The organism is Kouleothrix sp., assembly GCF_046328425.1.
Taxonomy (GTDB): Bacteria; Chloroflexota; Chloroflexia; order Chloroflexales; family Roseiflexaceae; genus Kouleothrix.
The window spans coordinates 210,599-236,531 of the sequence record NZ_JAXLWP010000008.1 but is presented as its reverse complement, the minus strand read 5'-3'; the positions used below and the strand labels follow the sequence as shown (position 1 = coordinate 236,531).

The 25,933-nt window shown below is 69.3% G+C and carries 26 protein-coding genes; 4 read left to right on the top strand and 22 right to left on the bottom strand.

Annotated elements, in window-relative coordinates:
- Positions 1 to 107: 107 nt before the first annotated feature.
- From U0177_RS09600 to U0177_RS09585, 4 genes are all read right to left on the bottom strand, one after another.
- The gene (locus tag U0177_RS09600) at positions 108 to 1,655 is read right to left on the bottom strand and encodes an ammonium transporter (RefSeq protein WP_409570394.1); all 1,548 of its coding nucleotides are present in this window, start codon (positions 1,653 to 1,655) and stop codon (positions 108 to 110) included.
- 406 nt (positions 1,656 to 2,061) lie between these two features.
- Complete coding sequence (locus U0177_RS09595) at positions 2,062 to 3,117, bottom strand: [LysW]-lysine hydrolase (protein WP_409570393.1); 1,056 nt, start codon at positions 3,115 to 3,117, stop codon at positions 2,062 to 2,064.
- A 176-nt stretch (positions 3,118 to 3,293) separates the two neighbouring features.
- Complete coding sequence (locus U0177_RS09590; protein WP_409570392.1) at positions 3,294 to 4,469, bottom strand: aspartate aminotransferase family protein; 1,176 nt, start codon at positions 4,467 to 4,469, stop codon at positions 3,294 to 3,296.
- 198 nt (positions 4,470 to 4,667) lie between these two features.
- Positions 4,668 to 5,360: a histidine phosphatase family protein gene (locus tag U0177_RS09585; protein WP_409570391.1), complete on the bottom strand. Its 693-nt coding sequence runs from the start codon at positions 5,358 to 5,360 to the stop codon at positions 4,668 to 4,670.
- A gap of 35 nt (positions 5,361 to 5,395) precedes the next feature.
- On the opposite strand from U0177_RS09585, the gene U0177_RS09580 reads away from it, so the two are divergent.
- Both U0177_RS09580 and U0177_RS09575 read left to right on the top strand, forming a co-directional pair.
- Positions 5,396 to 5,872 (top strand): pyridoxamine 5'-phosphate oxidase family protein, encoded by a 477-nt coding sequence (locus U0177_RS09580; RefSeq protein WP_409570390.1) that lies wholly within the window; start codon positions 5,396 to 5,398, stop codon positions 5,870 to 5,872.
- 19 nt (positions 5,873 to 5,891) lie between these two features.
- Positions 5,892 to 7,103 (top strand): MFS transporter, encoded by a 1,212-nt coding sequence (locus U0177_RS09575; protein WP_409570389.1) that lies wholly within the window; start codon positions 5,892 to 5,894, stop codon positions 7,101 to 7,103.
- A 35-nt stretch (positions 7,104 to 7,138) separates the two neighbouring features.
- Here the strand turns inward: U0177_RS09575 and U0177_RS09570 are convergent, their stop codons facing one another.
- The 17 genes from U0177_RS09570 to U0177_RS09490 form a co-directional block, all read right to left on the bottom strand.
- Positions 7,139 to 7,942: a [LysW]-aminoadipate kinase gene (locus U0177_RS09570; RefSeq protein ID WP_409570388.1), complete on the bottom strand. Its 804-nt coding sequence runs from the start codon at positions 7,940 to 7,942 to the stop codon at positions 7,139 to 7,141.
- Positions 7,943 to 7,967: 25 nt separating this feature from the next.
- Complete coding sequence (locus U0177_RS09565) at positions 7,968 to 8,927, bottom strand: DMT family transporter (protein WP_409570387.1); 960 nt, start codon at positions 8,925 to 8,927, stop codon at positions 7,968 to 7,970.
- Positions 8,928 to 8,937: 10 nt separating this feature from the next.
- Positions 8,938 to 9,450 (bottom strand): chromate transporter, encoded by a 513-nt coding sequence (locus tag U0177_RS09560; RefSeq protein ID WP_409570386.1) that lies wholly within the window; start codon positions 9,448 to 9,450, stop codon positions 8,938 to 8,940.
- Positions 9,447 to 10,019: a chromate transporter gene (locus tag U0177_RS09555; protein WP_409570385.1), complete on the bottom strand. Its 573-nt coding sequence runs from the start codon at positions 10,017 to 10,019 to the stop codon at positions 9,447 to 9,449. Before U0177_RS09555 ends, U0177_RS09560 begins: the two co-directional genes overlap by 4 nt.
- Positions 10,020 to 10,073: 54 nt before the next feature.
- Positions 10,074 to 11,717 (bottom strand): pyruvate carboxyltransferase, encoded by a 1,644-nt coding sequence (locus U0177_RS09550; RefSeq protein ID WP_409570384.1) that lies wholly within the window; start codon positions 11,715 to 11,717, stop codon positions 10,074 to 10,076.
- The gene (locus tag U0177_RS09545) at positions 11,714 to 12,187 is read right to left on the bottom strand and encodes a GNAT family N-acetyltransferase (protein WP_409570383.1); all 474 of its coding nucleotides are present in this window, start codon (positions 12,185 to 12,187) and stop codon (positions 11,714 to 11,716) included. Before U0177_RS09545 ends, U0177_RS09550 begins: the two co-directional genes overlap by 4 nt.
- Before the next feature lie 224 nt (positions 12,188 to 12,411).
- Positions 12,412 to 13,449: an N-acetyl-gamma-glutamyl-phosphate reductase gene (gene argC, locus U0177_RS09540; protein ID WP_409570382.1), complete on the bottom strand. Its 1,038-nt coding sequence runs from the start codon at positions 13,447 to 13,449 to the stop codon at positions 12,412 to 12,414.
- Between the two features lie 6 nt (positions 13,450 to 13,455).
- On the bottom strand, positions 13,456 to 14,034 hold the full coding sequence (locus U0177_RS09535; protein WP_409570381.1) for an NUDIX domain-containing protein: 579 nt from the start codon (positions 14,032 to 14,034) through the stop codon (positions 13,456 to 13,458).
- An 84-nt stretch (positions 14,035 to 14,118) separates the two neighbouring features.
- Complete coding sequence (lysX, locus tag U0177_RS09530) at positions 14,119 to 14,967, bottom strand: lysine biosynthesis protein LysX (RefSeq protein WP_409570380.1); 849 nt, start codon at positions 14,965 to 14,967, stop codon at positions 14,119 to 14,121.
- Between the two features lie 75 nt (positions 14,968 to 15,042).
- The gene (lysW, locus tag U0177_RS09525; protein WP_409570379.1) at positions 15,043 to 15,210 is read right to left on the bottom strand and encodes a lysine biosynthesis protein LysW; all 168 of its coding nucleotides are present in this window, start codon (positions 15,208 to 15,210) and stop codon (positions 15,043 to 15,045) included.
- 168 nt (positions 15,211 to 15,378) lie between these two features.
- Positions 15,379 to 16,596, bottom strand: coding sequence for an isocitrate/isopropylmalate dehydrogenase family protein (locus tag U0177_RS09520; protein ID WP_409570378.1), 1,218 nt, complete (start codon positions 16,594 to 16,596; stop codon positions 15,379 to 15,381).
- Positions 16,593 to 17,405 carry a DUF4037 domain-containing protein gene (locus U0177_RS09515; protein ID WP_409570377.1) on the bottom strand — a complete coding sequence of 271 codons (813 nt, stop codon included), beginning with the start codon at positions 17,403 to 17,405 and terminating at the stop codon, positions 16,593 to 16,595. Before U0177_RS09515 ends, U0177_RS09520 begins: the two co-directional genes overlap by 4 nt.
- Before the next feature lie 2 nt (positions 17,406 to 17,407).
- Positions 17,408 to 18,154, bottom strand: coding sequence for a metallophosphoesterase family protein (locus U0177_RS09510; RefSeq protein ID WP_409570376.1), 747 nt, complete (start codon positions 18,152 to 18,154; stop codon positions 17,408 to 17,410).
- A gap of 95 nt (positions 18,155 to 18,249) precedes the next feature.
- Positions 18,250 to 18,747, bottom strand: a complete 498-nt coding sequence (locus U0177_RS09505) for a homoaconitate hydratase (RefSeq protein ID WP_409570375.1) — start codon at positions 18,745 to 18,747, stop codon at positions 18,250 to 18,252.
- Positions 18,748 to 18,915: 168 nt separating this feature from the next.
- Positions 18,916 to 20,043 (bottom strand): trans-sulfuration enzyme family protein, encoded by a 1,128-nt coding sequence (locus U0177_RS09500; RefSeq protein WP_409570374.1) that lies wholly within the window; start codon positions 20,041 to 20,043, stop codon positions 18,916 to 18,918.
- A gap of 90 nt (positions 20,044 to 20,133) precedes the next feature.
- Positions 20,134 to 20,787: a LysE family translocator gene (locus U0177_RS09495; protein WP_409570373.1), complete on the bottom strand. Its 654-nt coding sequence runs from the start codon at positions 20,785 to 20,787 to the stop codon at positions 20,134 to 20,136.
- A 9-nt stretch (positions 20,788 to 20,796) separates the two neighbouring features.
- Complete coding sequence (locus U0177_RS09490) at positions 20,797 to 21,927, bottom strand: glycosyltransferase family 4 protein (RefSeq protein WP_409570372.1); 1,131 nt, start codon at positions 21,925 to 21,927, stop codon at positions 20,797 to 20,799.
- A 246-nt stretch (positions 21,928 to 22,173) separates the two neighbouring features.
- On the opposite strand from U0177_RS09490, the gene U0177_RS09485 reads away from it, so the two are divergent.
- Positions 22,174 to 23,505 (top strand): hypothetical protein, encoded by a 1,332-nt coding sequence (locus U0177_RS09485; RefSeq protein WP_409570371.1) that lies wholly within the window; start codon positions 22,174 to 22,176, stop codon positions 23,503 to 23,505.
- Between the two features lie 185 nt (positions 23,506 to 23,690).
- Positions 23,691 to 25,037: a hypothetical protein gene (locus U0177_RS09480; protein ID WP_409570370.1), complete on the top strand. Its 1,347-nt coding sequence runs from the start codon at positions 23,691 to 23,693 to the stop codon at positions 25,035 to 25,037.
- Between the two features lie 9 nt (positions 25,038 to 25,046).
- Here the strand turns inward: U0177_RS09480 and U0177_RS09475 are convergent, their stop codons facing one another.
- Positions 25,047 to 25,922, bottom strand: coding sequence for a hypothetical protein (locus U0177_RS09475; RefSeq protein WP_409570369.1), 876 nt, complete (start codon positions 25,920 to 25,922; stop codon positions 25,047 to 25,049).
- Between the last annotated feature and the right edge of the window lie 11 nt (positions 25,923 to 25,933).

The window sequence follows — 25,933 nt, the reverse complement described above, 5'->3', positions numbered from 1 at the left end:
CCTATGTTGCAAGCGCGGCTGATCTGAGCGTGATCAAGTTGTATCTTCTTTTGCTGCGCCGCGTGGCTTTGCCACGCGGCGCAAACGACCTTGGGTGAATAGCTCAGCTACTCATTCATTGTAATCGAATTTGCCACTGCGCCTGGCACAAAGGTGGGGGCCGGAACCGGATCGTGGTGGGTGCCGCCGTGCAGCGCCACCAGGGTAAACTCGGGGTAGGCCGACGCGCCGTGCTCGTGCATATCGAGGCCCTCAAGCTCGCCTTCGCGCGAAACACGCAGCGTGCCGGTTGCCTTCACCGCGTACATCAGCGCCAGCGCGACGCCGAGTGTGGCGACGAGCGTGCTGGCCGAGCCGACCGTCTGGGTAATCAGCTGGCCGAAGCCGCCGCCATAGAACAGGCCGGTGATCACCGTGCTGGTATCGGCGCCGGTCGGGGTCGGCAGCCCATACTCGCCGGTGGCCCACAGGCCGAGCGAGAGCGTGCCCCACACGCCGGCCATCATATGCACCGGCACCGCGCCGATCGGGTCGTCGATCCGCCAGTGCTCGAGCCAGTCGAGGCCCCAGATCACCGCGAAGGCCGAGCCGACGCCGATGAAGAACGCGCCCGTGGGGCTAACCCAGTAGCACGGCGCGGTGATTGCCACCAGGCCGCCCAGAAAGCCGTTGACCGTCAGGCCCAGATCCCACTTCTTGGTGCGGAAGTACGACCAGAACAGCGCCACCAGGCCGCCCGAGCAGGCCGCCATCGTGGTATTGAAGGCCACCCGGCCGATGCCCTGGGTGTCGAGCGCCGAGAGCGTGCTGCCGGGGTTGAAGCCGTACCAGCCGAACCACAGGATCAGGCCGCCGACCGCGCCGATCACCAGGTCGTGCGGCGGCATGGGCTCGCCGCCATCGCGCTTGAAGACGCGGCCGAGGCGCGGGCCGAGGGCAATCGCGCCGGCGAGGGCAATCGCGCCGCCGATCGTGTGCACCACCGTCGAGCCGGCGAAATCGCGGAAGCCCTGCGCGGCCAGCCAGCCGTCGGGGCCCCACGACCAGTGGCCGATGATCGGGTAGATGAAGCCGGTGACGCCGACGCTATACAGCAGGTCGCCGATGAAACCGCAGCGGCCGACCATCGCACCCGAGGTGATCGTCGAGCAGGTGTCGGCGAACGCGAACTGGAATACCCAGAACGCCAGCAGCGGCACGCCTGTCGAGCCGTAGGTCGGGTCGAGGCCCTGCAGGAAGAAGCCGGTGGTGCCGATAAACGGCGTGCCTGGCTCGAACATAAACGCGAAGCCGAAGGCCCAAAACAGGATGCCGCAGATAAACGTGTCGGCGATGCCTTCGACGAGGATATTGACCGACTCGCGCGCGCGCGCGAAGCCGGCCTCGAGCATCACGAAGCCAACCTGCATGCCGAACACCAGGAAGGCCGCCACCAGCGTCCAGACAGTGTTGATCGCATTGATCTGCGCGGTTGGGTCGGCGGGGCCGCCGCTCTGTGCGTGCGCCGAAACGGGCAGGATCGTCCACATCAGGCCTAGAACAATGCCAAGACCAAGCAGCTTGCCGCCCATTAGCACAGCGACATTGTGGCGCATGACCGGGTTGCGGAGGTTGCGCATAAATCGGCGCCGCGCTTCTCGAAGGATCTCTGACATACCCGTTGTTCCTTTCTTCTCGATCGTGGAGCAACAGCGTGCTGGCCGCTCAGAGCTGACGCCGCCTCGGTCGTGGAGGTGGCGTGCAGCCTTCGCAGACGCAACGACACCGCACAAGCTGCTGCGCTTGGTGCGGTGTCGCAACATCGCTCTTCACATTTCTTTTACCCTGTGGCGCCAGAATAGCATACCGCGCAGGGAAAGGCATTGGCATAGAGCGCTAAATTTTCGTGTGCCGTGTTATAGTACTTATACCAAACACTCCCGAATCAATCTTGAATATTTATTGGCGCCTTGTTCACTTTCACTATAGGGGGCGCGAACAATACCAAGCGGCTGGCTTCCTTTCGTTTTCTGGGGTTCTGTGCTGCCCGGTTTCGCCAGGAGGGCAGAAAAAGCACGGCCGCTATGGCAGGGCCAGCGCGCGCAGCGCCGCCTCGAGCACGTCGATCGCGCGCAGGTACTCGGCCACCTCGACATGCTCGTGCGGCGTGTGGTCGAGGCTCGAGTCGCCAGGGCCGTAGGCGAGGATCGGGCAGCGCCACACCGGGCCGACGACGTTCATGTCGGAGGTGCCGGTTTTGAGCAGGAAGCCGGGCGTGCCGCCGGCCGCGCGCACGCCCTTGAGAAACGCGCGCACCAGCGGGTTGTTCTTGTCGCCCTGGTAGGCCTCGCAGCCGCCGCGGAACGCCAGCCGGCCGCCGTGGGCATGCTCGGCCAGCTCGGCGGCGAGCGCGCCGGGCTGCACCCCCGGCGGCAGGCGCAGGCCAACCGTCAGCTCGGCCCAGTCGGTCAGGCCATCGCTGCCGCTGACGATTGTACGAATCGACGGGATGAGCTGCTCGAACAGGCGCGCCTTGCCGGCGTTTTGCTCGGCGCAGTAGGCCGCCACCGCATTCCAGAAGGCCACGGCGCGCTCGGCTACGGCGATCTCGCGCCCGGCGGTGTGGGCCATGGGCTGCTCCCAGCGGCCTTCGGCCAGCAGCCGGCCCTTGTAGCCCAGCGTCAGCCGCTCCCAGCCGCTCGGCTCGCCAATGATGCAGGCGGTTGGCGCGTACTTGTCGACAATATAGTGCGCGCCCTTCGACGACGCGGCCTCTTCTTCGACGGCGCCGACGAGCACCAGCCGCGCGCCCAATTCGCCGGCGCGGGCCAGCCGCGCGGCGGCGGCCACGAAAGTGGCGAACGGGCCTTTGGCGTCGACGGCGCCGCGACCGTAGAGCCGGCCATCCTCGACGCGCACGGGGATATCGCCCGGCACGGTGTCGATATGGCCAAGCAGCACGATCGCCGGCCCGGCGCCCAGCTCGCCCACGGCATTGCCGGCGGCGTCGACGTAGCTTTCCAGGCCGAGCTGGCGCATCTGGGCTACGAAATACTCCGCCACCGCGCGCTCGTCGCCCGAGGTGCTGGGGATGCGCAGGGCGCCCTCGAGCAGCGCGATTGGATCTGGTTGGTTCATGGTTTTCTCCACACTGTGTGATACCAAATTCGCTTGATGACTTACACTTTGGTGGGGGTTTGGGGCGGCTTCGCCGCCCCCATTCTTTCTTGTGCGGCGCCCGGCGCCGGGCGCCGCACAAGAAAACACAAGTAATCAAACGGAGTTGGTATGAGAGAGGGCGAGCAGGCGCACGCCTAGGCGAGCACCTCGGCGAGCGCGGCCACCACCCGGTCGATCTGCTCATACTCGATCACCAGCGGCGGCAGCAGGCGCAGCACATTTGGGCCAGCCGGCAGGGCCAGCACGCCGCGCTCCATCAGCGCCGCGAGAAACGGCTGCACGCGCTCCTTCAGCTCGAGGCCGATCAGCAGGCCAAGGCCGCGCACCTCGCGCACGCGCGCCAGCTTCAGGCCGCGCAGCTGTTCGGCCAGGTACGCGCCCTTCTCGGCGGCCTGGCGCGGCAGGTCGCGCTCGGCCAGCTCGCGCAGCGCGGCGCGCGCGGCGGCGCATGCCAGCGGCCCGCCGCCGAAGGTGCTGCCGTGGCTGGCCTGGGGCAGCGCGCCGAAGCGCCCATGGATGGCGACCGCGCCCATGGGCATGCCGCCGGCGATCGACTTGGCCAGCGCCATAAGGTCGGGCGTGATGCCATAGATCTGGCTGGCCCACAGCGCGCCGACGCGCCCGAAGCCCGTCTGCACCTCGTCGACAACCAGCAGCGCGCCGCGCTCGCGGCACAGCCGGGCAACGCCTTCCACATAGGCCGGGCTGGCCGGGCGCACGCCGCCCTCGCCCTGCACCAGCTCAATCAGCACTGCGGCGGTCTGGTCGGTTACTGCCGCCTCAAGCGCGTCGAGCTTGTCGTAGGGCACGTGCGCGAAGCCGGCGATCAGCGGCAGAAACGGCTCGCGGTACTTTGGCTCCCAGGTGGCCGAGAGCGCGCCCATGGTGCGGCCGTGAAAGCCGCGCACGGTGGCGACCACGTTGGTGCGGCCGGTGAGCAGGCGCGCCAGCTTAAGCGCGCCCTCGATCGCCTCGGCGCCGGAGTTGCAGAGGAACACGCGCTCGAGCCCGGCGGGCAGCGCGGCCGTCAGCTCGGCCATGTAGGCGGCGCGCTGGTCGTTATGGAAGATCTCGGGGCAGCTGATCAGCGTGGCGGCCTGCTCGCGGATGGCCGCCACCACGGCGGGGTTGGCGTGGCCCAGGTTGGCCGCGCCCTGGCCGCCGACGCAGTCGATATACTCGCGGCCGTCGGCGTCCCACAGGCGCGCGCCTTCGCCGCGCACAATCGCGACCGGCCGCTTGGGGTAGACGCCGCTGGTGTGGGCGGCCTCGGCCGCGATAATTGCCGCATTACCGTCGGGAGTGGTCATTGATCGCTCCTTGTTAGGAGTTACGCACGTGTGCGCTTCGGCTTCCTCAAGCGAGGAGATTGAGCCTGCTTCTGTATGCGGTTTTCCTCCGCGCGGAAAAACCGCATACAATACAGGATGTTTTGCCGCTCTACCGAAGGCTGAGCACGCCAACAGCGTAAGCCCTACTTGTATTGAAACTACACAACCCAGGTGCTGCTAATCGTCGTGCGGCCTGCTTGCGAGCGTGGGCTCGAGCGCGGCTGGGCGCAGCTGCGGCGGCAGGTGGGCCACGCTAGGCGCGCCGAACAGCAGGCAGCCGCGCGAATTGCGGTATACTTCGACAATCGATGCGTTGGGAATCCGAAAGCCCGATAAGAACCCGCGGTAGGCGCGCATCTGTGCGGCGTCGACGGTTGCCGGGGCTGCCATGTGCAGCCACAGCAGCGTGCGGGTAAACAGGCCGTGGCCGACGAACACGGCGAACTCGGCGTCGAGGTGGCGCAGGCGCTCGAGAAAGCTGTGCGCGCGCTCGACCAGCTGGGCGAACGACTCGGCGCCATCGCCGTCGACGTAGTGTGGGTCGCAGCGCTCCCAGTAGCTCGCCATCAGCGGGCGGCGCTGCTCGGGGGTGGTGTTGAGGCGGCGCGCGTGCGCCAACGTCACGCACTCGTGGATCGGCCACTCGGCGTAGATCGCCTGCGGGAAGCGCGCGCGCAGCGGCTGGGCAGTTTCGAGGGCGCGGCGATACGCCGACGCGATGATCAGATCGGGCGCGCGGCCGAATGCCGCCGGCAGCGCCTGGGCCTGGGCGCGGCCGCGCGCGGTCAGCGCGATCTGATCGGTCGGGCCGGTGCTGAGGCCCGCATTCGACTCGCTCTCGCCGTGGCGGATAAGCCAGAACTCGCTCATACGATTCCTTTGTGCGGAGGGGGCTACTCGAAGCTATGAAACACGAAGAGCTTACTATTGTCGCGGCGCTGATCGGCGGCAGCCGCCAGGCCGCGCTTGGCACGCTGCACGGCGGCGCGCCGTTTGTCTCGATGGTTGGGTACGCGGCCGAGCCGGATTTCGGCGGCGTGCTGCTGCACCTGAGCCGGCTCTCGGCGCACACGCGCCACCTGCTCGACGCGCCGGCGGCGGCGCTGCTGATCGCCGAGCGCGACGACGGCCGCGACGACGTGCAGACGCTGGCGCGGATCACGCTGGTAGGCGACGCGCAGCCGCTCGACCCGGCCGGGGCGAGCTACGCCGCCGCGCGCGAGCGCTACCTGGCGCGGCTGCCAGCGGCCGAGATGCTGTTCAGCTTCCCCGACTTCGTGCTGTTTCGCCTGGCCGTGCGCGAGGCGCGCTACGTCGGCGGCTTCGCGCGGGCCTATACGCTCACCCCCGCTCAGCTGCGCCAGGCCGCCGAGCAGAGCTAGCCGAGCGGCAGAGCAGAGTATGATGAAACTATTTTCGGCGCTTCGGCACCGCACGTTCGCCCTGCTCTGGAGCGGCCAGGCGATCTCGCACCTTGGCGACAGCCTGTACCGCGTGGCGCTGGCCTGGTGGGTGCTCGAAAAGACCGGCTCGGCCACGGCGATGGGCACGGTGCTGGTGTTTTCGATGACGCCCATGCTGATCTTCCTGCTGCTCGGCGGCGTGGCGGTCGATCGCCTGCCGCGCGTGCGCCTGATGCTCGGCTCGGATGTGCTGCGCGGCGTTGTCACCACGCTCGTGGCCGCGCTGGCCTTCGCGAACCTGCTGCAGATCTGGCACGTGTACCTGGCCAGCGTAGTGTTCGGCTTTGTCGACGCGTTTTTCCAGCCGGCGTATGTGGCCACCGTGCCCGAGATTACGCCGCGCGAGGCGCTCAACAGCGCCAACGCGCTGACCAACCTGAGCCGCCAGCTCACCGGCACGGTTGGCCCGGCGATCGGCGCGGCGATTGTGGCGCTGGGCGGCACCTCCACCGCCTTCGCGCTCGACGCGGCCTCGTTCTTCATCTCGGCGGCCTGCCTGCTGCCGATCCCGCCGCTGCAGCCGGCGCGGGCCGATCGGCCTTCGCGCAACATCCTCTACGACCTGCGCGAGGGGCTTGCGGCGGTGGCCGCGAACCCATGGCTATGGGTGACGATCACGCTGGCTGCGCTTGGCAACGTGACGTCGGGCGGGCCGCTGGCGGTTGCGCTGCCGTTTCTGATCAAGAACACGCTCAGCGGCGATGTCGGCCTGCTGGGCCTTTCCGGCTCGCTGATCTCGCTGGGCGAGGTGCTCAGCTCGATCTGGCTCGGGCGGATCGCGCGGCTGCGCCGGCGCGGGCTGATCGCCTATGGCGGCCTGCTGGCCAGCGGCCTGGCCGTGCTGCTGTATGTGCTGCCCGGCGGCGTTGCGGGCATCGCTGCTGGCGCGCTGCTGTTCGGCACCAGCATCGCCGCGTTCGGCCTGGTATGGACGAGCACGCTGCAAGAGATGGTGCCGGGCGAGCTGCTGGGCCGGGTGTCGAGCATCGACTACCTCGGGTCGTTTGTGCTGCTGCCGGTCGGGTATGCGCTGGCGGGCTTCACCACCGACCGTCTGGGCGCGCCGCCGGTGTTTGTGATCGGCGCGATTGGCACGCTCGCGCTGGCGCTGCTTGGGCTGGCGCACCCCGCGATTCGCCACCTCGACTGACTCAGCCGCTCGTGGCCCTTTGGCGCGGGCTCGGCCTACTCGATCACGGTGCCGGCGCCGGCCAGCGCTTTGCTGATCGGCTGCGGCACGCGCGCGTCGCCAAGGATCACGCGCCCGACGCCGCCAGCCAGCGCCTCGATCGCGCCGAGCACCTTTTTCTTCATACGGCCCTGCGCCAGGCCGGCGTACTCCTCGACGGCGCCGCGCGGGATGCGCGCCACCAGGCTGCTTTCGTCGGGGAAGCTGCGCAGCAGGCCAGGGACATTCGAGAGCAGCAGCAGCGTGCTGGCGCCCAGCCCCTCGGCCAGCGCGGCGGCGGCGCGGTCGCCATCGACATTCACGGCCTCGCCCTGGGCGCTGGCGGCGATTGGCGCGATCACCGGGAGGTAGCCGGCGTCGAGCAGCAGATTCAGCAGGCTGGCGTTCACCTGCTCGATCGTGCCGGTCCAGTCGTCGCGCAGGATCTTCTGCTTGCCGTCCTCGACCACCCGGATCGTGGCTTTGCGCTGGCCTGCGAGCACGCGCCCGTCGATGCCGGCCAGGCCGACGGCGCCGACGCCAAGGCGCTGCAGGCGCTCGACCAGCAGCTTGTTGACTTTGCCGGCCACGGCCATGACGAAGATCTCGAGTGTGGCGCGGTCGGTGTAGCGGCTGGTGTAGCCGGATGGCGATGTGACGAAGCGCGGCGGGTGGCCGAGCTGCTCGGCGAGCTTGTTTGTCTCGTCCGACCCGCCGTGCACCAGCACCAGGCGCTGGCCGGCGCGCCACAGCTCGGCCGCGTCGGCGCACAGCGCGTCGTAGTCCATCCCGGCGCCGCCGCCGACTTTCACAACTATCATTGGCGAGCTCCTTCAAAGTCTAAGTTCACAAAGCGCCCGGCGCGTCGTTCACGGCCCGGGCGCCGGCCCGGCGCGGCCGGCGCCCGGGCACGCTGGTAAGGTACAGCGCCAGAAAGATCAGCGCCGCGCCGACCGCGCGTGCGAGCGTGAGCGGCTCGTGCAGCAGCAGCAGCCCCAGCAGCGCGCCGACCAGCGGCTGCACAAACAGCGTCACCGCGCCGCGATCGGCGCCGACCACCGGCGCGGCGGCGAACCAGAGCAGGTAGCACAGCAGCGACGTGACCAGCCCGAGGTACACGACGCTGGCGGTCGCCGGCCAGTGCACCACCGGGAAGCCGCGCAGCGCGTACCAGGCCAGCACCGGCGCCCACACCAGCATGCTGCCGGCGTGCGCGTAGGCCATGATCGCGATTGGCGCGTACTTGCGGGCCATCCCGGCGCCGAGCACGCTGTACAGCGCGGCGGCCAGCAGCCCGCACAAGATCAGCGCGTCGCCAATGGCGCGCGCGCCGCTGCCCGCCTCGGCCGCGCCGCCGCCGAACACCAGCGCCGCGACGCCGGCAGCGCCCGCGCCAATGCCGGCGAGCTTGCGGCGACTCAGGCGCTCGCCCAGCAGCGCCACCGCCAGCAGCGTGGTGAAGATCACCTCGCCAATGATCATGAGCGATGCGTCGGTGGCGCTCGTGCGGCTGATGCCCTGGTAGGCCAGCAGGTAATCGACCGCCAGCCCGCCCGCGCCCAGCCCTGCCAGGCGCAGCGCGTCGCGGCGCGGCACCGCGGCTACGCGCCGGGCCACGCCGCCCCAGCCGTGCGCGCGCCAGGCCGGCAGCGCCGCCAGCCAGATCAGCGCGCTGGCGAGCGTCACGCGTAGCGCGCCCAGCAGCGGCGGGGGCAGGTCGCGCAGCGCCAGCTTGGCGGCCACGTACGACGAGCCCCAGAACACGTTCGCAAGAACAAGCAGCCCAAACGCCAGCTTTCGGTTCACACACGCACCGCTACGAATACAGCAGAATGCCCGCGAGCGCGGCCAGCGCCATCACGCCGATCACCGGCACGCGCCGCGTCGCGCCCAGCCCCAGCGCGCACAGGGCGATCAGCAGGGCGCGCGGCTCGAAGCCAACGCCGCGCATGATCCCAAACAGCACCACCAGAAAGATCCCCGTCACCGCCAGGCTGAGCCCGCGCACAAAGCCCTGCATGGCCGGGTGGCCGCCAAAGCGCCGGTAGAACCCGGCTACCGCCAGCACCGCCAGCGGCGGCAGCGTGATCGCCACCAGCGACAGGAGCGCGCCGCGCAGGCCGCCCACCAGGTAGCCCAGGCTGATCACCCACAGCCCGGTTGGGCCGGGCGATACCTGGCCGATCGCCAGCGCCTCGGCGAACTGGCGGTCGGTGGCCCAGCCGCGCGCCAGCAGGTCCTGGTGCAGAATGGGCAAATTGCCGCTGCCAGTGGTCGAGAACAGCGATGCCTTCAGCAGCAGCCAGAACAGCGTCAGCAGGTCGATCATCGCGGCCACCTGGCGCGCCACCAGCTGAACAGCGCGAACAGGCCGCCGCAGCCCCACAGCGCGGCCAGCACCGAGATGTGCGCCAGGCTCACCGCCAGCGCGCTGCCAGCGAACAGCGCCACGGCCGCCAGCAGGCTGGCGCGGCCTTCTTTGCGGCTGGCGGCCAGCAGCGGGCGCAGCAGCGAGTAGCCCAGCAGCAGCCCCAGGCCGACCGTTGCAGGCACCACGCCGTGCAGCGCCGCCTGCACCAGCGGCTGGCTTTTAATGGTGGCGTAGGCCGCCGTCAGGCCAATCGTGATCGCGACGCTGGGCAGCAGCATGCCGAGCAGCGCCAGCGCCACGCCGGCGGCGCCGAGCGCGCGCCAGCCGATCAGGATGGCCATGCCAAACAGGTTGATGCCCGGCGCGATCTGGCAGATGCCCCAGTCGCGCGTGAAGTCGCTGTCGCTCAGCCAGCCGTGGCGCTCGACGGCCGTGCGCCGGATGAGGTAGAGCGTGGCCGCGCCGCCGCCGAACGATTGGAGGCCGATGCCGAGCCAGGCGCGCAGAAATTCGGTTTTCGAGATCATCGATAGCTGCCGTTTCCAGGGTTTGCGCGGCGGCCTACACCGGGCTGCCGCAGGCTATACCGCCGCCGATTGGGCGTGCTCCTCCCAGGCGGAATGCTCGGCGGACGGCGCGTAGAACAGGCCCACCAGCTCCATTGCATCCTGGTGCGAGATGCCGTTCAGCTTGATGCTGTAGCAGCGGATGAGCTGGGCGATCAGCTCGTCGGCCGCCGATTCGTCGACTGGCCGCTCGCGCTCGGCCTCGTCGATGTCGTCCAGGCCGGCCAGGCGCGCGCGGATCTCGGCATCAGGGCGCAGCGCCCGTCCCGCGCGCTCGCGCCAGTAGCGCACGTTGCTCTTGCCGCAGCCGAAGCACGCCAGCACCGGCGTGCGCAGCGGCATGTCGTAGGGCGGCAGGGCACCGGCATACGCGCTGTTGCCGATATCGATGGCCTCTTGGCCTTCGCTGCCCTCGGCCTGCGCCAGCAGATAGGCGCGCATGGTCGTGTCGGCGTGCACGCCCGAGCCGTCGAACTCGGTGTTGGCCGAGAACGGGCTGCGGTCGAACACAAACCCGGTGCGCGCCATGATATGGTAGAAGAATGTGTCGGCGTCGCGGTAGCGGTTGACGAACAGCTCGCCCGATGGCAGCGAGCCGAGCTGCTCGCGCATGGCCTGGCGGATCTGCGGCATCTTGCGCGGGTACAGCAGGATCAGCCGGCGATAGATCGCCTCGAGCAGCGACGAGAGGCCGATCGTGCCATTGCGCTCGCCGATGCCGAGGATCGAGAAGTCGGGCAGCATGGTGATGCCCAGGCGCATGCACAGCAGCAGCGTGTCGACGTACGTCCGGTCGGCGTTGCCGATGTCGTTGTGGATGTGGCACTCGAGGAAGCTGAAGTCCATGCCGACACGCCGCAGCACGGCGATGCGGTCGCCCAGGTCGCGCAGCGTCGAGAGGCCGACGGTATCGGGGATGCCGATGCCGTCGGCCGCGAGCCCGGCCGCCGCAAGCGCCTCGGCCAGGTGCTGGTAGAAGGCCGCGTAGTCGTCGAGCGTGGTGCGGAAGGCATCTTCCGTGCTGATGCGCACGCAGCCAAAGCCCAGCTCGCGCGCGAGCGCGATGCTCTCGAACGCTTTCGCGGCGATCTGCTCGATCGACTTGCCGGCGGTGGCCTGCTTGATCTTGCTGGTGCCGATGTACAGATGTACGCGCCGGAAGCCGGCCGCGTGGGCGGCGCGGATGTCGGCCTCGACGCAGCGGGCGTGCGCGGCGAACTCGATCGCCAGCCCGGCGGCGCACGCCTGCTCGATCAGCCGCTGGTTGAGCGCTTGGCCGTAGCGGTTGGCCGGGTAGGCCGGCAGCTCGGCCACGCCCACGCCCAGCGCGTCCATGTGCTCGATGCACTGCCAGGCCTCGTCGGCGCTCAGGTGGAAGCCCTGCAGCGTGCCGTCGATCCGCTCGCCGACAGCCTGCAGCGACTCGCGAAGGCTGAATACGCCGAAGCCCTGCGCCTTCAGGTAGCCGAACAGCCCGAACAGCTCGGTGGCCTCGTGGTAGCGCTCCTGCGCCGGGTTCTCGCCCGCTAGAAAGGGCGGCGGCTCGTGGCGCGGCCGGCCAATCGCGGCCGGCGACTGATCGCCGCTCTCCGCAGGCTGCTGCTCGCCGTTCGCCGTTCGCCGATAGTTGGTCGCCGGCCGACGGTCGTCGGTGGTCATAGAATATCCTTCTCCATCATCACAAACGTCGTTACGGCGTAGCCGGGGTGGCGGCGCTCTTCGTACACGCGGTAGCCCAGGCGCTCGTACATGGCGCGCAGGTGCGGCAGCGCCACGCGCACGCCCAGCCGCACCAGCGGCAGCCCTAGCTCGGCAGCGCGCCGCTCGACATACGCGATCAGCGCTGCGCCGACGCCTTGGCCGCGCCGCTCGGGCAGCACCGCCAGCCGCCCGAGGTACACGTAGCCTTCGCGCGGGCTGTAGTATACCGTGCCGGCCGGCGCGCCGCCGACCAGCGCCAGCACCGCCCGGCCCTCGGCTAGCTTTGCCAGAACTTTCTCGGCCGTCTCGTCGCGCACGCTCGACGGCGGGTCGAGCCGGTCGCTGTATTCGGCAAATGCGGCCTGGGTGATCGCCACGATTGCCGGGATGTCGGCCTCGCTGGCCTCTTGGATGATTATATGGTTCATAGTGTTGCACTGTGCGTAGTGCATAGTGCGTAGGTTCGCCATCATACGATGCGTCTACGCACTACGCGCCACGCCTTAGAGCCTGTTTGAAAGGGCGTGAGCGAGGGCTTTGCCCCTCGCACTTCCTTCTGGCGGGTGGCGACCACGAATGTGGCCGCCACCCGCCAGAAAAAGTGGAAATTTGGAGGACGAAGTCCTCCAAACCACCCTTTTCAAACAGCTTCTTAGATCGGGTGCAGGCCAGTGAAGCCCAGGCCGGCGCGCTCGTCGAGGCCGCACAGCAGGTTCATGCACTGCACCGCGCTGCCGGCGGCGCCTTTCATTAGGTTGTCGATCGCGCAGATGCTGACGACCCGCCCGCTAGCCTCGTCGAGCGCGAAGCCGACGTCGGCGTAGTTGCTGCCGGCCAGGATCTTTGGCTCGGGCAGCCGGTAGCTGCCCTGGCGCTCGCGCACGATCCGCACAAACGGCTCGGTGCTGTAGGCCGCGCGGTAGGCGCGCCATAGCTCCTTCTCGGTCAGCGGCTCGCGCGGGAACACGTGCGCGGTGGCCAGCGCGCCGCGCACCAGCTCGACGCTGGTGATCGACAGGTGCACGCGCGCCAGGCCCGTGGCCTGCTCGATCTCGGCGGTGTGGCGGTGGCCGGTGGGCGCGAACGAACGCACCACGCCGCTGCGCTCGGGGTGGTGCGACGAGTCGCTGCTGCTGGCGCCGCCCTCCGACGAGCCGACCTTCACCTCGATCACGACGTCGCGCGCCGCGTCGAGCAGGCCGGCGCGCGCCAGCGGCAGCAGCGCCAGGTTGCTGGCGGTGGCGTTGCAGCCGACGCCGCTGACGTAGCTGGCGGCGCGGATGGCCTCGCGGTTCAGCTCGGGCAGGCCGTAGGCGAAGCGCTCGATCCAGTGTGGCGCCGGGTGCGGCTCGCCGTACCAGCGCGTGTAGGCCGCCGGGTCGCGTAGCCGGAAGTCGGCCGAGCAGTCGACGATCCTGGGCGCCAGCGTGGCGAACCGGTCGATCTGGCGGGCGGCCTGGCCGTGCGGCAGCGCCAGAAACAGCACGTCGCACGGCTCGACCTTGTTCATCGGTACGTACTGCAGCGCGGTGTGGCCGCGCAGGTTCGGGTGCGTGCTGGTGAATGGCTTGCCGGCCAGCCGCTCGGAGGTGACCTGGGCCAGCTCGGCGCCGGGGTGGAACAGCAGCAGCCGGGCCAGCTCGCCGCCGACATAGCCACTCGCGCCGATGATGGATGCTCGGATCGTCATAATGCCTCAGATTTCTTTATCTGTGTCTCCGTGGTTCACATAGCCTCGGGCCAGGTGCCACAGCAGCGCGGTGAGCGCCAGGCCGTCGCGGATCTCATTCGCGTCGATCATGGCCCAGATCTCCTCGGGCGTGAACCAGGCCACGCGCATGATCTCGTTGGTGTCGGTCAGCTCGCCCACGCGCCGCAGCCCGCGCCCGATGAAGACGTGGAACGTCAGGTTCGAGCTGCCGTTGGCCGGGTGGTAGTGGCCGAGGTAGTCGAGCCGCCTGGCGGTGTAGCCGGTTTCTTCGCGCAGCTCGCGCCTCGCCGCGTCCTCCAGCGCCTCGCCCTCGTCGACGCGGCCGGCCGGCGCCTCCCAGCCGGTCGTGTCGGTGATGAAGCGGTAGTGCTCGATCAGCAGCACGCGGCCGTCGTCGCCGGCAGGCACCACGCACACCGCCGGGCGCGGGTAGTCGAGCACGTGGTGCCCGTCGATCACGCTGCCGTCGGGCAGGCGCACGTCGTCGCGATGCAGCCGCACCCACGGGCTATCGTAGATCGTCCTGCGGCGCAGCACCTGCCACGGGCGCGGTTTGTCGCTCATACGGCTCCTGATCTATCACCACAGAGGACGCGGAGGCTGAGTGCAAGTGAGTGTTCGCGTCGCTCCATGCTGAATCGCTGTGGTTTAGCTCCCGCGGCCAACCGACACCAGGTAGTCGATCACCCGCGCCGGGATGTTGACGCCGGTGGTGTCGATGCTATTGCGGAACTCCATGGTGTAGTTCACTTCATTCACCGTCAGGCGTCCGTCCTGGGCCTCGAGCACGTCGATCGCCACCACGCCGCCGCCAACGGCCTGGGCCGCGCCGATGCAGATATCGGCCAGCGCAGGCGTCACCGGGCAGTTGCTGGCCTGGCCGCCGCGCGCGGTGTTGGTGATCCAGTGGGCGCTGGTGCGGTAGATCGCGCAGATGCACTCGTCGCCGACCACGAACGCGCGGATGTCGCGCCCGCCGGCCTTGGGCACGTACTCCTGGATGTAGAAGATCGAGTGGTGGTATGAGCCGAGGATCTCTTTATGCTCGAGCAGCGCCTCGGCGGCCTCGCGGTCGTTCACCTTGGCGATCAGGCGGCCCCACGAGCCGATCGCCGGCTTCAGCACCGCCGGGTAGCCCAGCTCTTCGATCGCGCGCAGCGCCGAGGCGGGCGTGAAGGCCATGAGCGTGCGCGGCGTCGGCACGCCGTGCTTGATCAGCGCCTGGGTGGTCTTGAATTTGTCGCCGCACACGTCGGCCACGGCGGCGGTGTTGACGGTGGGCACGCCCGCGTCGTTGAGCGCCTTGAGCGCGTACAGCGCGCGCGAGTGATGGATGCTGCGCTCCAGCACAATGTCGTAGGGGTACTTGCCTTCGTTCAGGTGAAAGATCACCTCGTCGTCGTCGATCCGCACGTAGTCGAGCCCGCGGCGGTCCATCTCCTGGAACAGCAGCTTTTCCTCGACGCGCACGCGCGAGCACAGGACACCGATGCGCATGTTTCTCTCCATAGTGTAAGGGCGGAGCATTCCTCGGCAGCGCCGGCGAATGCTTCGCCCTGACGGCAACGTGGGTTACTCGCCCCAGTCTTCGCCGACCTCGGGGGCCAGCGCCAGGGTCGGCGGGTTGATGCTTACCACCTCTAGCTCGGTGGCGCAGTCGGGGCAGGTGACGATCTCGCCTTCAACCACGTCGTCGCTCAGGCTGACGGTGGCTTCGCACTCGGGGCAGCTTGCGCTCATGATCTGTTGCTCCTTTTGCTAGTGATCCGTTTCAAGTCGTCGTGGGAGTGTTCGCTCCCTTGCAGGATGTGGGTTGGCCTTTCCCTCTGCCTCTTTTGCCAAAGCGAGAGAGGGAGATGTGTTGATGTCATGGTGCGGTCGCGAAACGACTGCACCATGGCATCAGATCTATCCTCCCGCCTCTGCCATGGGCGCGGGGGCGGGGTCTTCCACGCCAGGATCGGCCAGCGCCGCGATCACCGCGCGCGTGATGTCGGCGGTGTTGGCGGCGCCGCCCATGTCGGGGGTGTGCGGCCCGGCCTCGCGTACGTGCGCCACGGCCGCCGCGATGCGCCCGGCCCAGCTGCGGCAGGCCGCAGCCTGCGCGCCGCCGCGCCCCGCCAGCCACTCGAGCAGCAGCCCGGCGCAGCCGATCGCGGCCAGCGGGTTGGCCACGCCCCGCCCGGCGATGTCGGGGGCCGAGCCGTGCACCGGCTCGAACAGCGCGCGCGTTTCGCCCAGGTTGGCCGACACCGCCAGGCCCAGCCCGCCGCCCCAGTGGCTCGCGACGTCCGATAGAATATCACCAAACAGGTTGGTCGTGACGATCACATCGAAGCGCTCGGGCCGCTGCACCAGCTGCAGCGCGCAGTTGTCTACCAGCATCTCCTCGTGGGCCACGTCGGGGTACTCTTCGGCTACGCCTAGCGCCACGCCGCGGAACAGCCCGCAGGTTTCGCGCAGCACGTTGGCTTTGTGTACGATCGTCACCTTCGGCGAGGAAGGACGAATGACCAAAGACGAAAGAGCGGCGCTATGAGCGTCCTTTGCTCCTTGGCCACTGGTCGTTGTTCTCGCCCGCGCCAGCTCAAACGCCGCCCGTACAATCCGCTCGCTGGCCCGCCGGGTGATCACCCGCTCGGCGATGGCGGTGTCGCCGCCGTCCTCCAGCCGCTCGCGGCCCGCGTACATGCCCTCGGTGTTCTCGCGCACGACTACGAGGTCGACACAGGGCGATTGACCAGGCGCCAAAGCAGTGCCAACCGCATCAGCCGCGCGCGTCGTTGGCGGTTGGCCGTTGGCGGTTGGCCGGATGTTCGCATATAGGTCGAGCGCCCTGCGCAGCGCGACGATCGGGCTGCGGTAGCCTGGCACCGGGAAGCTCGGCGAGCCAACCGCGCCGAACAGCACGGCGTCGGCTTGGCGCGCTGCCGCCAGCGTGGCCTCGGGCAGCGCCGCGCCGGTGCGCTGGAAGCACGCCCAGCCGGCGTCGGCCTTGGCGATCTCGAGCGGCAGGCCCGTGGCGCGCAGCACCTCGAGCGCGGCTGGCACCACTTCCTGCCCGATCCCGTCGCCGGGGATGGCCAGCACGCGCAGCGCCGGCGCCCCTGAAGAATCTGTGGTCATTGCGACTCCTCGATCAGCTTGCACAGGTCGCTCACCAGCCCGCCGAGCACCTCGGCCAGCGCCGGGTCGTCGGCGGCGAGCCGCGCGGCCTGTTCCCAGCGCGCGCTGCAGCTCGCTGGCTGCAGCGCGCAGTGTGCTGCGTGCGCCAGCAGGCGCTTCTCGCCGGGGTGGTAGCGGCGGTTGAGCGCGAACAGCGCGTTGAAGAAGACCATCTGTACGGTGTAGCGCCGGTGCTGCACGAATAGCAGGTCGCCGCGGCTCTGGGCCAGGCGCAGCTGGCGCAGGTAGGTTTGCAGCAGCGCCGGGTGGCTGGCTAGCAGCCGGTGGCGCGTGGCCTCGGGGTAGCTGGCCAGGCGCGCGCGCAGCTGGCCCAGCGCGCCGCTTGGGTCGTGCAGCAGGCGGCCATTCGCCACGTAGTACAGCCGCGCGGTGGCGAACCCTTCGTCGCCGATTCCTTCGCCATACGCGCGCTCGGCCTCGCCTAGCAGGTCGTCGAGCGGCACGTAGACCAGCTCGACCAGCCGTCCCTGCACGCGCAGGTGGTCTTCGCGGCCCCAGGTGAGGATCTCGACCGCGACGCTGCCGGCGTCGGCGATGCGCGCCAGCCGATCGGCGCGCTTGGTCAAGTCGGCCAGCGGCTCACGCCAGTAGACGTGCAGATCCAGGTCGGAGCGCTCGTCGGCCAGGCCGGCTGCGGCCGAGCCGCCCAGCGAGACCGCGACAATGCCAGGCAGCTCGGCCACTGCGGCGCTCACCGCCTGCGCCAGCCGCTCGTCGGCCGGGCTGATTGTCGGCGAAGTATCAGTCATGGTTACTCCTTTGCGCGGCCGGTGGCGATCCAGCGCGCGCGGTCGGCGCGGCCGTTGCGGCGCGCGACCTCGGCGGCCGCGTCCCAGTCGTAGGGCACGGCGATGAGCTCAGGCTGCCAGCCGGCAGCCCTGCGCGTCAGAATGGCGTAGCGCGCGTGCGGGCTGCCGGCCTCCATTACATGCGGGAAGGGGGTGTCGTCGTCGTAGGCCGGGATGCCGACGCTGCCCGGATTGACCACCAGGCGCCCGCCTGGCAGCCCGACGATGCGTGGCACGTGGCTATGCGCGCACAGCACCACCGGCTGCGCGACGCCGGCCAGCCGCTCGGCGATCACGTCGCTCGACTCCAGCGCAACGCCGTGCGCCGTAACCCGCTCGAGCAAGTAGGTTTCGTCGGAGTCGGGCGTGCCGTGGCAGCAGAACACCTCGCCCAGCGTGAGTGTCGGCGGGCGGCTCGCCAGCCAGGCGATCTGCTCCGCGCTGAGCGCGCCTGTCACAAAGGCGTGGTCGGGCGCGGCGCGCACTTCTTCCGAGGGCGCGAACACGTCGCGATCCTGGTTGCCGGCCAGCGTTGCAATCGCAGGCTGCATCAGCCGTGCCATGGTGCCGGCCGGGTCGAGCGAGCCGTATACGCAGTCGCCCAGGTTGACGATCGTGCCGATGCCGCGCTGCGCAATGTCGGCCAGCACAGCGTCGAGCGCCCAGGTGTTGCCGTGAACGTCCGCGATAGCGGCAAGCTGTGTGATCATGCCAGAACCTTTCCCGCCCGAGATGCGGGCCGCGCCTTGCGCTGCGCGCGGCGCGCTGCTCAAGATGTGGCGAATACCTCGTCTGCCGCTCTCGCTCACGCGCCCTGGCCGGGGAAGCGGCCGTGCTGCTTGTAGAACGGCACAATCCCGCCGGCCGACCACACCTCCTGCAAGAACGCGGGCGGCGGCGGCAGCTGGATCGTCTGCCCGTCGGCCACCAGCCGGCCGCTGGCGAGGTCGAACTCGACCTGCTGGCCGTCGCTTAGCGTGCCGGTCAGGTCGGCCTCGAAGCACGGGATGCCCAGGTTCAGCGCGTTGCGGTAGAAGATCCGCGCGAACAGCGGCGCGATGATCGCGCCGACGCCGACCATACGCAGCGCCAGCGGGGCGTACTCGCGCGACGAGCCGCAGCCGAAGTTCGGCCCGGCCACCAGCAGGTCGCCTGGCTGCACCGTCGAGGCGAACTCGGGCCGCGCTTCGACGAATGGGTACTTGCGCAGCTCGGCCTCGTCTTTGAGCATGTAGGGCGCGTAGCGCCCCGGCACGATCTGGTCGGTGTTCACGTTCGCGCCGAAGATCCATATACGTGGCATGGTGTCGTTTCCTTTCGTTGAGTGTGTGGCCGTCGGCCGTCGTCTGTGCCTTTCCGCCGCTCGGAGCTGGGCGGGTGCTTCCTCTTTATGCCAGCTGTCGTCTCGGCCTTTCCCCTGGCGCGAGCGGGCGAGCGCTTCGCCCTTACGCCGGCTGGCCGAGCCGGGCGCTCAGGGCAGCGCCGCCAGCGCCTGCTCCAGGTCGGCGAGCAGGTCGTCGGGATGCTCCAGCCCGATCGAGAGTCGCAGCAGGCTGGGCGGCGTGCGGCTCTCGGGGCCTTCCACCGAGGCGCGGTGCTCGATCAGGCTCTCGACGCCGCCAAGGCTGGTGGCGCGGGTGAACAGCCGCACGCGCGCAGCCAGCGCCATCGCCGCCGGCTCGCCGCCGCGCACCTCGACCGAGAGCATGCCGCCGAAGCCGCGCATCTGGCGCGCCGCTACGGCGTGGCCTGGGTGCGACGCCAGGCCGGGGTAGTGTACCCGCTCGATCGCCGGGTGCGCGCTGAGGAAAGCCGCTACCCGCCCGGCGTTCTCCACATGCCCGCGCATACGGTAGGCCAGCGAGCGCACGCCGCGCAGCACCAGCCAGCAGTCAAACGGCGCAGGCACCGCGCCGCCGTTGCCCTGGATGAAGCGGATGCGCTCGAACAGCCCGTCGCGCTCGCGCGCCACCACCGCGCCGCCCAGCACGTCGCTGTGGCCGCCCAGGTACTTGGTGGTGGCGTGCAGCGCAAGGTCGGCGCCCAGCGCCAGCGGCTGCTGAAGCGCTGGCGTGGCCCAGGTGTTGTCGACGGCGCAGCGCGCCCCGGCCGCGTGCGCGGCCTCGGCCAGCGCGGCAATGTCGCTCACCTTCAGCAGCGGGTTCGAGGGCGTTTCGACCCACAGCAGCCGCGTGTTCGGCCGCAGCGCCGCGCGCACCGCCCCCAGGTCGGTCATGTCGACAATACTATACTCCAGGCCCCACGGCGCCATGACCTCGCGCACCAGCCGCGAGACGCCATGGTAGGCGTCGTCGGGGATCAGCACGTGGTCGCCGGGCGCCAGCGCCTGGAAGATGCTCATGGCTGCGGCCAGCCCCGAGCCAAATGCCGCGCAGTCGGCGCCACCTTCGAGCGCGGCAAGGCATTGCTCGAGCGCGGTGCGGTTCGGGTTGCCCGAGCGCGTGTAGATGTAGCCGCTGGGGAAGCTGCCGTCGGCGGCGCGCTCGAATGTGGTCGAGAGGACGATCGGCGGCACTACCGCGCCGCTGACCGGGTCGGCCGGCTGCCCGGCGTGGATGGCGAGGGTTTCGAGTTGCATATATTCCTCGATGAGATACAGGCTGGAAAGCTGCAGCGGGGCAGGCCGGCCTTAACCAGCGGCCCTGCAACCCTGCAACCCCCAAAGTCGCTAGCCAACAAACAGGCTGGCCAGCGCGCCCACGCCGAACAGCAGTATGACGATGCCCGAAATGCGGTTGACCCACACCAGCAGCTGGGGCGTGACGCGCGCGCGCAGCAGCGCGACACCGCCGCTTAGCAGCAGCCACCACATCCCCGAGCCGCAGAACACGCCCAGCACCAGCAGCGCCGCCTGCCCGTAGTCGCCGGCCGCGCTCGCGAGGCCCAGTCCGGCAAACACTGCCACGAACGACAGGATGGTGGTGGGGTTTGTCAGCGTCAGAAACAGCGTCGAGGTGTACGCGCCGAGCAGTCCGGCGCCGCTGGCGTTCGCAGCCTGCTCGGCGGGGCGCGCCAGCAGCGTCCGTACGCCCAGGTAGCACAGAAACAGCCCGCCGATCAGCTTCAGCCAGAACTGCTGGCTGATCAACAGGCTCGAGATAAACGTCAGCCCGAAGCCCGCCACGCAGCCGTAGAACGCGTCGGCGGTGGCGGCGCCCAGCCCCGATACCAGCCCGGCCGCGGGGGGGGGGGGGGGGGGGCGCGGGGCCCCGCCCCCCGCCAGTATTACCCGCGAGCCCGCCAGCGCAAATGCGTGAGCGGTGGCGGCGCCGATCCCGGCCGATGCGCCGGTGATCAGTACGATTTTGCCATTCGGATGCATACGTTCCTCTCAGCTTCGCCAGCGCCGGTGTGCCCGCATCGCTAGCGTGTAGTAGCCAATCAGCTGATCCATGGTGCGCTGCCAGCTCAGGCCGCGCGCGTGTGCCAGCGCGCCCTCGCTCAGCCGCGCCCGCAGCGCCGGGTCGTGCTGGAGCCGCCGCACCTGCTCGGCCAGCGTTGCCGGGTCGGCCGGATCGTAGAGTAGCGCGTTCACGCCGGGCCGCAGCGTATCAACCAGCCCGCCGGTCATGGTCGCGATCACCGGCAGGCCGCACGCCATCGCTTCGAGCGGCACGAGCCCGAAGGTTTCGTTGACCGAAGGGAACACCAGCGCGTCGGCTGAGGCGAACGCGCGCACCAGATCATCGCCGTCGAGAAACCCGGTGAACGTGGTGGGCGTGCCTTCGTAGAGCAAGCGTACTTGCTCGAGCTCGGGGCCGCCCCCTACCAGCGCCAGGCGCACGCCCGGCAGCTGGCGCAGCGGCTCGCGCAGCCGCTCGACGCCCTTTTCCTTGGCGATCCGGCCGGCGTAGAGCAGCAGAAATGCGTCGGGCTGGCCACCGCTGAGCCGCGTGCGCATGGCTGGGTCGCGCAGTGCCGGCCGGAAGCGCGCGGTGTCGATCCCGCGCCACCACCAGCGCACCCGCTTGAAGCCATGCTCGCGCACCTGGCGCAGCACGGCACTGGAAGGCACCAGGTTCAGGTCGGCGCGGTTGTGCAGCGTGCGAAACAGGCGCCAGATCCACGGCTCGGCCCAGGGGTAGCCGTAGTGCCGCGCGTAGCCCGGCACGTCGGTGTGGTACGAGGCCACCAGCGGTAGCCGCATGCGGCGCGCGTAGAGCATGCCGGTGGGGCCAAGGAACACTGGGTTTACCACGTGCACCAGGTCGGGCTGAAACTCGCGCAGCGCCTGGCCGATGCGCGGGCTGGGCAGGCCCATGCGCACCTCGGGGTAGAGCGGGAAGCGTGGCCCGCGCACGCCGAGGCAGCGCGCCCCGGCATACTCCGCCGGCATCCCCGCCGGCCCAATCAGCAGCGCGCTATGCCCGCGATCGTGCAGGTGCTTCAGCGCTAGGCACAGGATGCTGACGATGCCGTCGAGCTTGGGCAAGAAGGTCTCGGTGAATAGAGCCACTCGCATGTGCGCAACTCCGCCGTCTCTGCCCGCAATGGCCTGCTCGCCACCGCGCTGCCCATTATAATCGTTACGAGTTACGCGGTGGGTGTTTTTGCCGTCGGCTGAGCGCGCCAGCTGCGTAAGCCCTACTTATATACAAAACTCTTGACAAATATATTGCGATTGGCGTATGCTGATGCTTAGAACATGTACAGAATGAACTTCAATTAGCGCGGCCGCACCGCAAGCGCGGCCGCTTGAGGAGGGCACATGCATAGCCTGCTTACTCGGCGGTTGATCTGGCGGCTGCTCGCCGTGATCGCGCTGGCGGCCGGCGCCGTGGCCGCCGCGCCGGCGCGCGCCGCCACCGATACCGCATATATCAGCGCGACCGGCCACTATGTGCGCGGCGCGTTTCGCGATTTCTGGGACAAGAACGGCGGCCTGGCGAATTTCGGCTACCCGCTGACAGAAGAATACGTCGATCCGCAGACCGGCCGGATCTACCAGTACTTCGAGCGCGCGCGCTTCGAGCGCGCCAGCGCCACGGCGGCCACGGTCGAGCTGGGCCTGCTGGGCCGCGATGCCGCCGGCGATCGGGTGTTCGCCACGGCGCAGCCGGTTGCCAGCACCAAGCAGCGCCGCTATTTCGCCGAAACCAAGCACGTGGTGCAGTATGGCTTCAAAGAAACGTGGGAGAGCCGCGGTGGCCTGAAGATCTTCGGCTACCCGCTGAGCGACGAGCTCGACGAGCAGCTGGCCGACGGCCAGACCCACACCGTGCAGTATTTCGAGCGCGCGCGTTTTGAATACTGGCCCGATCGGCCGGCCGGCCAGCGTGTGCTGCTGGCGCTGCTTGGCCGCCAGTTCGCCCCCAAAGATCTGACGCCGCCGCTCGCGCCGGGCGCGCCGCCGGCCGGCCCGATCACCGTGAAGCCGGCCGCGCCCAGCGCGCCGGGGCTGGTGCGGCCGCTGCTGCCGCCGAGCACGAACGCGCGCGTGCTGCCGCAGGCCGGCCTGCCGGGAAGCACGTTTACCCTGGCGGCCCAGGGCTTCCAGGCCGGCGAGAAGGTGGGCGTGTGGGTGAACGCGCCCGACGGCGCGATCTACGGCGCGAGCTTCCAGGCCACCGCCGACACAGCCGGCTCGATCAGCGGCGCGGCGATTGGCTTCCCTACCGACGCAAAAACGCCGCTGGGCGTCTGGTCGTTCGTGGCGCAGGGCGTCGATAGCAAGCGCGTGGCGGTCGGCTACTTCCTGGTGATCGGCGACGCGATCGGCCGGCTGCCGCCGGCCAAGCCGCCTGTGCCCGCGAATACCGACGCGCGCGCCGAGCCAGGCGCTGGCCCGGCCGGCACGATCTTCTTCTTCGACGCGAGCGGCTTCAAGCCAGGCGAAGAGGTGGCGCCTACAATTGTCGCATCGGACGGCACGAAAGTCACGGTCGGCTATACTGTCAAGGCCGACGACAAGGGCGCAATTGGCTACGCCGGGCTGTACTATGTGACCGAGCCGACCTCGCCGCTGGGGCTGTGGCGCTTCGAGGCCAAAGGCAAAGACAGCGGCAAGCTCTCGGTTGCATACTTCGTGCTGACGCCCTGAGCGCCTGCGCTTCTGCGCGGGTTCTGGCGTTTTGCGCCAGAACCCGCGCGGCGCATCTCAGCAGTTTTACAGGTCTCGATCACCGTTCTGCAACCTTCTGCGGTTGTTCTACCCGGCCGCGGCTGCTAGAGTATAGCTACTAGCGCAGCCCATACGCGCCGCGTACACAATCGCAGGAGGTTCAGGTGAAGCCATTCGCGCCACGCATCGTCGCCATAGCCGCGCTCTGCGGCCTGCTGCTGCCGCTGGCCGCCGGCTGCGCCGCCGACTTGCCCGCCACCGTCGCTTTGGCCGCGCTGCCCACCGCCGCCGTGGCAGCCACACCGGCAGCGCCGGGCCAGGTGCGGCCGGCGCGCATGCCGCCGCTCGCCACCCCGCCCCAGCCCAAGCCAACGTTTCTGCCGTACCCGACGCCGCTGCCGCAGCCGCCCACGCCGACGACCCAGCCGAGCGGGCCGGGCGGGCTGGCGTTCCCGCTGAAAACCGACCGGCTGAACTTTGGCGTGGCTGCGCACCTGTTTTATACCGACCGCGACACCCCGCTGGCGCTGGCGCGCGACGCCGGCTTCGGCTGGGTGCGCCAGCAGATCCACTGGCGCGATCAGGAGGGCCCTGCCGGCAACTATGCCTGGGGCGAGCTCGACCCGATCGTCGACGCGGTGAATGCCTATGGCCTGAAGCTGCTGATCTCGGTGGTGCGCTCGCCCTCCTTCTACACCGCCAACGGCAGCGACGGCCTGCCCGACGAACCGGCTAGCCTGGCGAATTTCGTCGGCGCGCTGGCCGAGCACTACCGTGGTCGCGTGCACGCAATCGAGATCTGGAACGAGCAAAACCTGGCCTACGAGAACGGTGGCTATGTCTCGACCGACGACGCCGGCCACTACGTCGAGCTGCTGAAGGCCGCCTACACACGCATCAAGGCGGTCGACCCGGCGATCTTCGTGGTGGCCGGGCCGCCCTCCTCCACCGCCGTAAATAGCCCCGACGTGGCGATCTCCGACGAGCGCTACTACCGCGCAATGTATGCGTACCAGAACGGCGTGATCCGCAACTACTTCGATGCACAGGCTGTGCATCCCGGCGGCTCGGCCAACCCGCCCGACACGCTCTGGCCCGACGCGCCAAGCAGCGCGCAGGGCTGGACCAACGACCCAACGTTTTACTTCCGGCATGTCGAGAATGTGCGCGCGCTGATGCAGCAGTACGGCCTGGCCGACCACCAGGTCTGGATCACCGAGTTCGGCTGGGCTACGCCGAACAGCTCGCCGGGGTTCGAGTTCGGCAATCAGGTATCGCTCGACCAGCAGGCCGAGTATATCGTCGGGGCGATGCGGCGCTCCCACGACCAGTACCCGTGGGTTGGCAATATGATCCTCTGGAACCTGAACTTTGGCCCGCTCAAGGCCGCCGAGGGCCAGCCTGGGCACGAGCAGGCTTCGTTCAGCATCCTCAACGGCGACTACTCGCCGCGGCCGGCATACTTCGCGATCGCGCGCTACCTGGCCGGCCTGCGCGCGGCCGGCCAGTAGGCCGCGCTTCTACGCTCGCGGGAACGGCGGCGCCTGCTCGACCGGCGTGGCGGGCATGCGCTGGATCATGCGCGCGCGCGTAGTGTCGACAGCAGGCATATGCTGCTCTACCAGCGCCAGTGTTTCGTCGACCAGCGCGGCTAGCTCGGCCGGGGCGCACTCGCGCTCGCCAGCCAGCAGCGCCTCGATCCGCGCGGCGGCGTTGGCCGGCACAATCTGCATGCGCCGCAGTAGCTCGGCGCTGTGCTTGGGCTTCTCCATCGAGTGGTACAGCCGGTTCAGGCCGGCCAGCACCCCCAGCAGGTTGCCGATCATCTCGCACAGGATCGCATAGAAGTTCAGCAGGTCGCGGCGCGCCAGGCCATGCTGGGCCAGCACCCACTCTGGGTAGAAGCGCAGCGAGCGCGCGACCATGGCGTGGGCCAGCGCGTCGGGGAAGGCGCCGATGCGCTCGCGCCAGCGCTCGTACTCGCCCAGCCCGTGGAGCGCGATGGCGCCCATAAAGCCGTCGAGCACCTCGTGCTTTTCGTCGGCCAGGTCGGCGCGCTCGGTCACGTCGGCCACCGTTTGCTCCCACCAGCCCATGGCGAAGTGTACGACATCGAGCTTGGCCGGGCCGATGTAGTACTGCTCAAGCGCCACCTGGCCTTCGAACAGGCGGCGAAAAGTGAAACGCTCGGCGCCCGAGCGCGCCAGCGGCGCTGCGTCGAGGTAGGCGTCGTCGAGCGGCTGCCAGTACACCGCCATGTCCATGTCCGAAAACGCGTCGGCCGTGCCGCGCGCCGCCGAGCCGCCAAGCGCGACCATCCGCACCTGTGGGTTTTCCGCGTACACCGCCGCGATTGTACGCGCCAGCTCGACGCGCCACGCGCTCGCTTGGTTCATTGCCGCGCTCA

What these genes read in the sequence shown, in the direction of transcription:
- U0177_RS09600 (WP_409570394.1), bottom strand. Translation starts at nt 1,655, where the DNA reads ATGTCAGAGATCCTTCGAGAAGCGCGGCGCCGATTTATGCGCAACCTC.
- U0177_RS09595 (WP_409570393.1), bottom strand. Translation starts at nt 3,117, where the DNA reads ATGAACCAACCAGATCCAATCGCGCTGCTCGAGGGCGCCCTGCGCATC.
- U0177_RS09590 (WP_409570392.1), bottom strand. Translation starts at nt 4,469, where the DNA reads ATGACCACTCCCGACGGTAATGCGGCAATTATCGCGGCCGAGGCCGCC.
- U0177_RS09585 (WP_409570391.1), bottom strand. Translation starts at nt 5,360, where the DNA reads ATGAGCGAGTTCTGGCTTATCCGCCACGGCGAGAGCGAGTCGAATGCG.
- U0177_RS09580 (WP_409570390.1), top strand. Translation starts at nt 5,396, where the DNA reads ATGAAACACGAAGAGCTTACTATTGTCGCGGCGCTGATCGGCGGCAGC.
- U0177_RS09575 (WP_409570389.1), top strand. Translation starts at nt 5,892, where the DNA reads ATGATGAAACTATTTTCGGCGCTTCGGCACCGCACGTTCGCCCTGCTC.
- U0177_RS09570 (WP_409570388.1), bottom strand. Translation starts at nt 7,942, where the DNA reads ATGATAGTTGTGAAAGTCGGCGGCGGCGCCGGGATGGACTACGACGCG.
- U0177_RS09560 (WP_409570386.1), bottom strand. Translation starts at nt 9,450, where the DNA reads ATGATCGACCTGCTGACGCTGTTCTGGCTGCTGCTGAAGGCATCGCTG.
- U0177_RS09555 (WP_409570385.1), bottom strand. Translation starts at nt 10,019, where the DNA reads ATGATCTCGAAAACCGAATTTCTGCGCGCCTGGCTCGGCATCGGCCTC.
- U0177_RS09550 (WP_409570384.1), bottom strand. Translation starts at nt 11,717, where the DNA reads ATGACCACCGACGACCGTCGGCCGGCGACCAACTATCGGCGAACGGCG.
- U0177_RS09545 (WP_409570383.1), bottom strand. Translation starts at nt 12,187, where the DNA reads ATGAACCATATAATCATCCAAGAGGCCAGCGAGGCCGACATCCCGGCA.
- argC (WP_409570382.1), bottom strand. Translation starts at nt 13,449, where the DNA reads ATGACGATCCGAGCATCCATCATCGGCGCGAGTGGCTATGTCGGCGGC.
- U0177_RS09535 (WP_409570381.1), bottom strand. Translation starts at nt 14,034, where the DNA reads ATGAGCGACAAACCGCGCCCGTGGCAGGTGCTGCGCCGCAGGACGATC.
- lysX (WP_409570380.1), bottom strand. Translation starts at nt 14,967, where the DNA reads ATGCGCATCGGTGTCCTGTGCTCGCGCGTGCGCGTCGAGGAAAAGCTG.
- lysW (WP_409570379.1), bottom strand. Translation starts at nt 15,210, where the DNA reads ATGAGCGCAAGCTGCCCCGAGTGCGAAGCCACCGTCAGCCTGAGCGAC.
- U0177_RS09520 (WP_409570378.1), bottom strand. Translation starts at nt 16,596, where the DNA reads ATGACCACAGATTCTTCAGGGGCGCCGGCGCTGCGCGTGCTGGCCATC.
- U0177_RS09515 (WP_409570377.1), bottom strand. Translation starts at nt 17,405, where the DNA reads ATGACTGATACTTCGCCGACAATCAGCCCGGCCGACGAGCGGCTGGCG.
- U0177_RS09510 (WP_409570376.1), bottom strand. Translation starts at nt 18,154, where the DNA reads ATGATCACACAGCTTGCCGCTATCGCGGACGTTCACGGCAACACCTGG.
- U0177_RS09505 (WP_409570375.1), bottom strand. Translation starts at nt 18,747, where the DNA reads ATGCCACGTATATGGATCTTCGGCGCGAACGTGAACACCGACCAGATC.
- U0177_RS09500 (WP_409570374.1), bottom strand. Translation starts at nt 20,043, where the DNA reads ATGCAACTCGAAACCCTCGCCATCCACGCCGGGCAGCCGGCCGACCCG.
- U0177_RS09495 (WP_409570373.1), bottom strand. Translation starts at nt 20,787, where the DNA reads ATGCATCCGAATGGCAAAATCGTACTGATCACCGGCGCATCGGCCGGG.
- U0177_RS09490 (WP_409570372.1), bottom strand. Translation starts at nt 21,927, where the DNA reads ATGCGAGTGGCTCTATTCACCGAGACCTTCTTGCCCAAGCTCGACGGC.
- U0177_RS09485 (WP_409570371.1), top strand. Translation starts at nt 22,174, where the DNA reads ATGCATAGCCTGCTTACTCGGCGGTTGATCTGGCGGCTGCTCGCCGTG.
- U0177_RS09475 (WP_409570369.1), bottom strand. Translation starts at nt 25,922, where the DNA reads ATGAACCAAGCGAGCGCGTGGCGCGTCGAGCTGGCGCGTACAATCGCG.